Raw genomic sequence first — 7,014 nt, forward strand, 5'->3', positions numbered from 1 at the left:
CTACAACAACAGCCAGCATCCCCCTTCACACTCACTCACGACTGCGTCACGCGATTGGCGCAGCCCTGCTCGGCACGGGACTGCTGAGCATGAGCCCCATGGCCCAGGCCATCGAGGTCTACAAGACGGATACCGACCGCGTCGAGTTCAGTGGCCGCCTGGCGGCGTTTGCGGTGATCCAGGATGGCGCACACGATGATATCTACAACGGCGGCTCGCGGGTGCGCCTGATCCACGAGCATCAGTTCGAGCAGGGCTGGAGCTCCATCATTCGTGCCGAGTGGGGCTTCGATCCCTGGTTCAAGGACGGCACCGATGCTCACTACAAGCGCATGCTCTATGCCGGAGCGGCCCACGAGAAATGGGGCAGCTTCACGGTCGGCAAGCAGTATGGCCCCTGGTACGACATGGTGGCCGTCAACACCGACTGGTTCTGGATCAATGGTGGCGAGGCGTCCGGCACCTTCGAAGGCCGCAGCGGTGACGGCGGCCTGCATGGCACGGGGCGGCCGGACAACTCGCTCTACTGGAAGAAGGGCTTCGACGATGTCACTGTCGGCCTGCTCTACCAGCTCGGCCATGATGGCCAGCACAGCAACGAGACCTCACTCTTCGAGGATGGCGTCTTCACCACCGAGACCGAGTATTCGGGGTATGAGCGTGACTACAGCTATGAGGCCGCGCTCAACTGGCACCCGAACGAGGACTTCACGGTGGGCGGGGTCTTCCACCATACGGAGCTGAGCGACTACGAGAGCGGCAACAGCGAGAACGGCGATATCGATGCCTGGCTGCTCGGCGGTCACTGGTCACCGGGCAACTGGTACATCGCCCTCGTCGGCGGGGAATATCGCAACCACATCGCCGGCAGCACTCTGGACTCCTCAGAAGATTTCGTCGACAAGGCGCGCGGCGCGGAATTCGTGGTCAACTACAAGTTCAAGGAGGTCATCTGGGGCGATGACAGTGTCGAGCTCTACGGTGGCTTGAATCACCTGGAGGACGCCGACAGCGAAGCACGCTACGCCTATCAGATTCTGGGCGCGGCCTGGCGGGTCAAGGACCTGACGCTGGCCACCGAGTATCGCTTCGACAACAGCCGCCAGTCAGACGGCAGCGAGTACAGCGCCGACCGCGACCAGCTGATGTTCCTGGCGCGTTACGACTTCTGATCGACATGTCAGACGCTGGTGACGGTTCGCCAATGCTCGCGCTTAGGCGATAGTTCCGCCCTTGCCTGATGAACCCGGCAAGGACGACAAGAAAACGCCCGGTCATATGACCGGGCGTTTTTTGTATCGGCTGTATCGGTTGTATCGGTTGTCCCGAGATCAGCTCAGGGTTTCAGCCGCTGACGTACTCAGAAGCGATAGGTCGCGCCGAGACCGAAGCCATGCGCTTCATTCTCGTAATCGGCTTCATAGGTGCCACGGTTGGGCTCGCTCAGGCTGACGGTGGCCGTCTCTTCCCACAGGTAGGTGTAGGCCATGTCGATGGTCAGCTCCGGCATCGGCGTCCAGCCGGCCCCCAGCGAGAAGATGGTGCGATCCCCGGACGGGATACGCGCGCTGCGATGCTCGTCCACGGTCGGGCTGTCATCGAAGGCCATGCCGGTGCGCAGCACCCACTGCGGATTGAGCTGATAGCTCAGGCCCACCGCGTACTGCCAGCTGTCCTCGTAGCCCTGCTCCTCGACGATGTCGTTCATGTTGTCGACTTCCACCGCGATCTCATCGAAGCGGCTCCAGTGCACCCAGGTCACGCCCGCCATCAGCGTCCAGCGATCATCCAGCTTGTGCGTCACGGAGAAGTCGATGCTTTCCGGCAAGGTCACGTCCAGCGACGCATCCTGCTCGGTATTCACGAGGCCCGGCGCTGTCATGCTGCCATTGAAGACATTGTTGTACTTGGCCTCACCTTCCAAGCTGTAATCCACCTTGGAGCGATAGGACAGACCGAGACGGGTACTTTCCACCGGCTGGAAGATGACCCCGACGTTGTAGCCCCAGGCGGCATCGTCACCCTTGATCTTGACCTTGCCATCGCCTGCGCCAAGGACATCGGCAGTGTTGGAAGTCAGCTCTCCCTTGACGCTGTTGTAGGTCACACCGGCGCCGATGGCCCACTTGTCATTGATGCGGTAGGAGATGGTCGGCTGGGCGGTGACCACCTCGACTTCACTGTAATTGGCGAAATAACGGCCGCGGAAATCAGAACCATAATCGGTGATCACGCCAAAGGGCGCGTAGACCCCGAAGCCCAGTGCTACCCGATCATTCATCGGCTGCACGTAATAGAAGGAAGGCACTGCTGCCCCCGGCACCATGTCACCGTCATCTCCGCCAGAGACTGGCCGACCGAGTGCATCGTTCGCGCTGGCGACATCAATATCGGTATTGACGTCCAGATAGGTCACACCGCCGGTGATCTGGGCACGATCCAGGAAGGACATGCCGGCCGGATTGCCGAACACGGTGGAGGCATCATTGGCATTCGAGGCGCGCCCGGCGAAGGAGGTGCCCTGGGTACTGACACTCTGCTCGTTCAGCTGGAAGGCCCCCGCGTGAACGCCACCGGCATAAGCCGTGGCAGCCGCTGCCAGAGCGACCCCGAGGGTGAGTTTGTTCATCTTGTTTTTCATTATGGATGGCGTCCCATTGCAGGTGGCTGGAGAGCCGCATGTTGTTGTTATCATTCGTTGATGCATAGCTCTGTCACCTACGTTTTGGGCGAGTCGTGCGTTCAAGTCAAGGGCGAACGTTTGTTTGAATAGGGAGATTTCTAGTATTCAGGGAACTTTCATTCATGTCTGCACTGTCGCGTGCTGCTAAGCCCATGACCTGACGACGATTTAGTGCCTTGTCGCCAGCGTTTAAAACACGACAACCTCCTCTGCTCCCCTCTCTAGCCTATTGGTCGAACATCAGCTTTTTCGTATGTATCGGCTCGCTTGACCTATGTGCAACACATAAGTCTTACACTGATGACCAGTCACGGAACATTGGCTGCCGACAGACCTTCAGGGCAGCCGAATGCTCTCTCCGCCACTCTTGATCACCAGGAGATGATGCAATGAAAGTCGCTGAACTGGCCCGCGCGGGGGGCGTCACCGCCGAAACCGTTCGCCATTACACGCGCCAGGGGCTGATCACGGCCCGACGTGATCCCGTCAACAACTACCAGCGCTTCGATGAGCAGGCGCTGGTACGCCTCAAATTCATCAGTCAGGCACGCCAGCTGGGCTTCAGCCTTGCCGACATCAAACAGATTCTCGAGCAGGCGGACCAGCACGACTCGCCGTGCCCGCTGGTGCGTGACCTGCTGCGACAGCACCTGCCGAGAGTGCGCGAGCGCATTCGTGAGCTGGAATCCCTCGCAGAGCGCATGGAGCATGCGCTGGATTGCTGGCAGGACCTGCCGGATGGCGTGCCGGACGGCAACAGCGTGTGCTGCCTGATCGAAGGCTTTCCGCAGGACGTGCCCGACACCGCTTCCACTTCCAAACGCCGCGACGGGGGGCAATCATGATGACCACATCACTTCCCGAGACACGCCTTCTGCAGGCGCCAGGCATCCATTGTCAGGGCTGTGTCGGCAGGATTCGTCGTGCCCTGCAGGCGCAGGACCTGCAGGCCGAGTTGCTCGGCGCGCCTGACGCAGAGCTGTTGCTGATGCACAGCCAGCTGTCATCCACGGCACTGCAGGAAGTCGCGGACGACTGCGGCTACCCCCTCAAGGAGGAAGCCCTGCCGGTACGCGCCCATCACAATCTGTCGGTGTACGGCATGCACTGCCAGAAGTGCGTCGCCAGATTGCGCGAGGCCATCCAGCACTGGGATGACACCGCGCAAGTCACTGGCACGCCGAAAGAAGACACTCTCGACGTGGACACCTGTCTGCCGCGCGGGCTGCTCGAGAGAATCATTCTCGAGACAGACTATTCGCTTGAGGCCCCCGCCGAAGAGGATGAAGCTCAAGTCGCGCCGGCTGCTGATACGCCGGCCGTTGCAAACAAGACAGCGACTGAGAGCCAGCCAACCGATAGCGCAAGCACCGAGTTCTCACTGTCCGGCGTCACCTGCGCCAGCTGCGTGGCGACGATCCAGAAGGCACTGGATGGCCTGGACGGAGTTGAGCAGGCGCAGGTCAACTTCGCCTCGCGCACCGCCCAGGTCACGAGCCGCCTCACTCCTGACGAGATCGTCTCGGCCATCGAAGGTGTCGGCTACGGGGCGAGCCTGGTGGAAGACGCCCAGGCCGGTGAGCAGCAACAGCAAGAGGACGCCGAGCAGGAATATCACTCTCGTGTCCGTGACAGCGTGCTGTCACTGGGCATCGGCATCCCTCTGATGATCAGCATGTTCTTCCATCATCCCGGCTTCGAGGGGCTCGAGCGCGGGGTGTGGCTGGCGATCGGCGTCGCCGTGCTGGGCGTGCTCGCCACGGCAGGACGCAGCTTCTTCACCAGCGCCTGGAAGGCCTTCACGCACCATCAGGCCAACATGGATACGTTGGTGGCGCTCGGTACCGGGGCGGCATGGCTTTACTCCATGGGCGTGCTGCTGTTTCCCGACAGCGTGCCCCCGGCGGCGCGCGGGCTCTACTTTGAAGCCTCGACCATGATCATCGGCTTGATCAGTCTGGGGCAGGCGCTGGAAGTCCGCGCCCGGGGCCGCACTCAGCAGGCGCTGCGCGCGCTGCTGGATCTGCAGACCCGCACGGCCCGCGTGATCCGCGACGGGGAAGAGCGCGAGATCGATATCAACGAGGTCCGCAGCGGGGACCAGGTGCGCATTCGCCCCGGTGAGCGCATCCCGGTGGATGGCCGGGTCATCGAGGGCCAGAGCCACATCGATGAATCGATGCTCAGCGGTGAGCCACTGCCCGTGTCACGCGGTATCGGCGACGAGGTAGCCGCCGGTACGCTCAATACACGTGGCAGTCTGGTCTTCGAGGTCGAGCGCGTCGGTAGCGAGACGCGCCTGGGCCGCATCATCAGCCAAGTGCGTCAGGCGCAGAATTCGCGCCCGCCGATCGGCCGGCTGGCTGACACCATTTCCGGCGTATTCGTGCCCAGCGTGATGATCATCGCCATCGTCGCGGCGCTGGTATGGTTCAACTTCGGACCTGCGCCGACCGGCGTGCATATGCTGGTGGTCGCGACGGCGGTACTCGTCATCGCCTGCCCGTGTGCGCTGGGCCTGGCGACGCCGATCTCGACCATGATCGGGGTCGGCAAGGCGGCGGAACATGGCGTGCTGGTACGCAGCGGTGAGGCACTGCAGACCGCCAGTCGCTTGACCGCGCTGGTGGTCGACAAGACCGGCACCCTGACACGCGGCAAGCCGGAGGTCACCGAGGTCTCGCTCCTCGAAGGGGAAGACGAGGAAGCCGTACTGGATGCAGCACATGCACTGGAGAGGGGCTCCGAGCACCCGCTGGCCGCGGCACTGCTGGCACATATCGAAGCCAGACGTCCCGAAGCCTCGCGCAGCAAGGCCTTCCATGACTACCAGACCATCAGCGGACGCGGCATTCAGGCCCAGGACGATGCAGGGCGCACCTGGCGCATGGGCAACGCTGCCATGCTGGAAGAGGCAGGTATCAGCCTAGCCCCTCTCAGCGAGCAGATCACAGCGCTGGAAGACAATGCGCGCACCCTGATCCTGATGGCTCGCGACGATGAATTGCTCGCCGTCTTCGGGCTGGCCGACCCGCTACGTGACGATAGCCGCGATGCCATCGCTCGCCTGCATGCCATCGGCCTCAAGGTGATCATGCTGACCGGTGACAACCCTCACACGGCAGCGGCCGTGGCGCGCGAGACCGGTATCGATGATTACCGTGCCGGCGTCTCACCGGATGACAAGCACGACGAGATCGCGCGGCTGCAGCAGGAAGGTCATGTGGTGGGAATGGTCGGCGATGGCATCAATGATGCGCCGGCGCTGGCGCTGGCCGATGTCGGCTTCGCGATGGGCGAAGGTACCGACGTCGCCATCGAGACCGCCGGTATCACGTTGATGCAGCCGTCGCTGGGCGGGGTCGCGGATGCGATCGCGATCAGCCAGGCCACCCTGCGCAACATCAAGCAGAACCTGGTGGGGGCCTTCGGCTACAACCTGATCGGCATCCCGATTGCCGCAGGCATCCTCTATCCCTTCACGGGCATGTTGCTGTCACCGGTCATCGCGGGGCTGGCCATGTCCCTGTCCTCGGTCACCGTCGTGACCAATGCCAATCGTCTGCGTCGATATACGCCCCCGAGTGCAGCTGGATCCGCAACGAGTAACCCCGAGAATGCCGCCACCACCTCACAAGGAGCGTCAGCATGATCTGCATGGCCATCAATCTGCTAGGGTTCGGCCTGATCGCCGCCATTGTCTGGTGGTTCTGGCTCGCCAAGTCATGAAACACACTCCAGGCCTTGCTCTGTAGTCGCTGAAATCGAGCAAGATGATTGCACAAGACAATCGCGCAAGTTCATCATTTCAAAGCCCTGTCACACGCTGTGTGGCAGGGCTTTTTCGTGACTGTTTTCTGATCAAAAGCGCACCAGACGGCTCTCGCAAGACTCGCAACGATAGCGCTCATGGCATGCCGCCCAGTGGCTCCGAGACCCATGTCACCCAACAGCACACTGGAGAGAAAGCAGCTGCCGCGAGTTCGTATGGATAGCTCCTGCACTGACGAATCTTGAGTTTTCCACAACCGCTTTGCTCTTCTTTACCCCGCGCATCACTTCTTTACCCCGCTCGACCAAGGCGCCGAGAATGCAAAAACGCCCCTGCCACATCAGTGACAGGGGCGCTTCCTTTGAGCTTCTTTCTGCACAGCGGATCTGCTGACGTCTCTATGCGTGCCTTTCCACACAACTCACACATGTCACACATGGCTTATCCCACGCATGACCTTCGCGCCTATGATTTTTCCTGCGCACAAAGAGAACCGCCCCTGCAGCAAGGCTGCAGGGGCGGTTCGGGATAAGTGCCTGACGATGACCTACTCTCACAT

General features: G+C 61.6%; 4 protein-coding genes. 3 read left to right on the forward strand and 1 reads right to left on the reverse strand.

The window, feature by feature from the left end:
• Positions 1-89: 89 nt before the first annotated feature.
• Positions 90-1,172 carry a porin gene (locus QD356_RS15775; protein ID WP_192839189.1) on the forward strand — a complete coding sequence of 361 codons (1,083 nt, stop codon included), beginning with the start codon at positions 90-92 and terminating at the stop codon, positions 1,170-1,172.
• 188 nt (positions 1,173-1,360) lie between these two features.
• On the opposite strand, the gene QD356_RS15780 is transcribed toward QD356_RS15775, so the two are convergent.
• Positions 1,361-2,629: an outer membrane protein transport protein gene (locus QD356_RS15780; RefSeq protein ID WP_225996631.1), complete on the reverse strand. Its 1,269-nt coding sequence runs from the start codon at positions 2,627-2,629 to the stop codon at positions 1,361-1,363.
• A 443-nt stretch (positions 2,630-3,072) separates the two neighbouring features.
• Here QD356_RS15780 and QD356_RS15785 point away from each other — a divergent pair, with 443 nt between their 5' ends.
• Positions 3,073-3,528, forward strand: coding sequence for a MerR family DNA-binding protein (locus QD356_RS15785; protein WP_192839191.1), 456 nt, complete (start codon positions 3,073-3,075; stop codon positions 3,526-3,528).
• Entirely contained in the window at positions 3,525-6,335 is a 2,811-nt protein-coding gene (locus QD356_RS15790; RefSeq protein ID WP_318833296.1) for a heavy metal translocating P-type ATPase, read from the forward strand. The genes QD356_RS15785 and QD356_RS15790 overlap by 4 nt, the downstream gene beginning before the upstream one ends.
• Positions 6,336-7,014 lie beyond the last annotated feature (679 nt).

The organism is Cobetia sp. 2AS, assembly GCF_029846355.1.
GTDB lineage: Bacteria > Pseudomonadota > Gammaproteobacteria > Pseudomonadales > Halomonadaceae > Cobetia > Cobetia amphilecti.

Coding starts and splice junctions, on each gene's coding strand:
- QD356_RS15785 (WP_192839191.1), top strand. CDS start 3,073: ATGAAAGTCGCTGAACTGGCCCGCGCGGGGGGCGTCACCGCCGAAACC.
- QD356_RS15775 (WP_192839189.1), top strand. CDS start 90: ATGAGCCCCATGGCCCAGGCCATCGAGGTCTACAAGACGGATACCGAC.
- QD356_RS15780 (WP_225996631.1), bottom strand. CDS start 2,629: ATGAACAAACTCACCCTCGGGGTCGCTCTGGCAGCGGCTGCCACGGCT.
- QD356_RS15790 (WP_318833296.1), top strand. CDS start 3,525: ATGATGACCACATCACTTCCCGAGACACGCCTTCTGCAGGCGCCAGGC.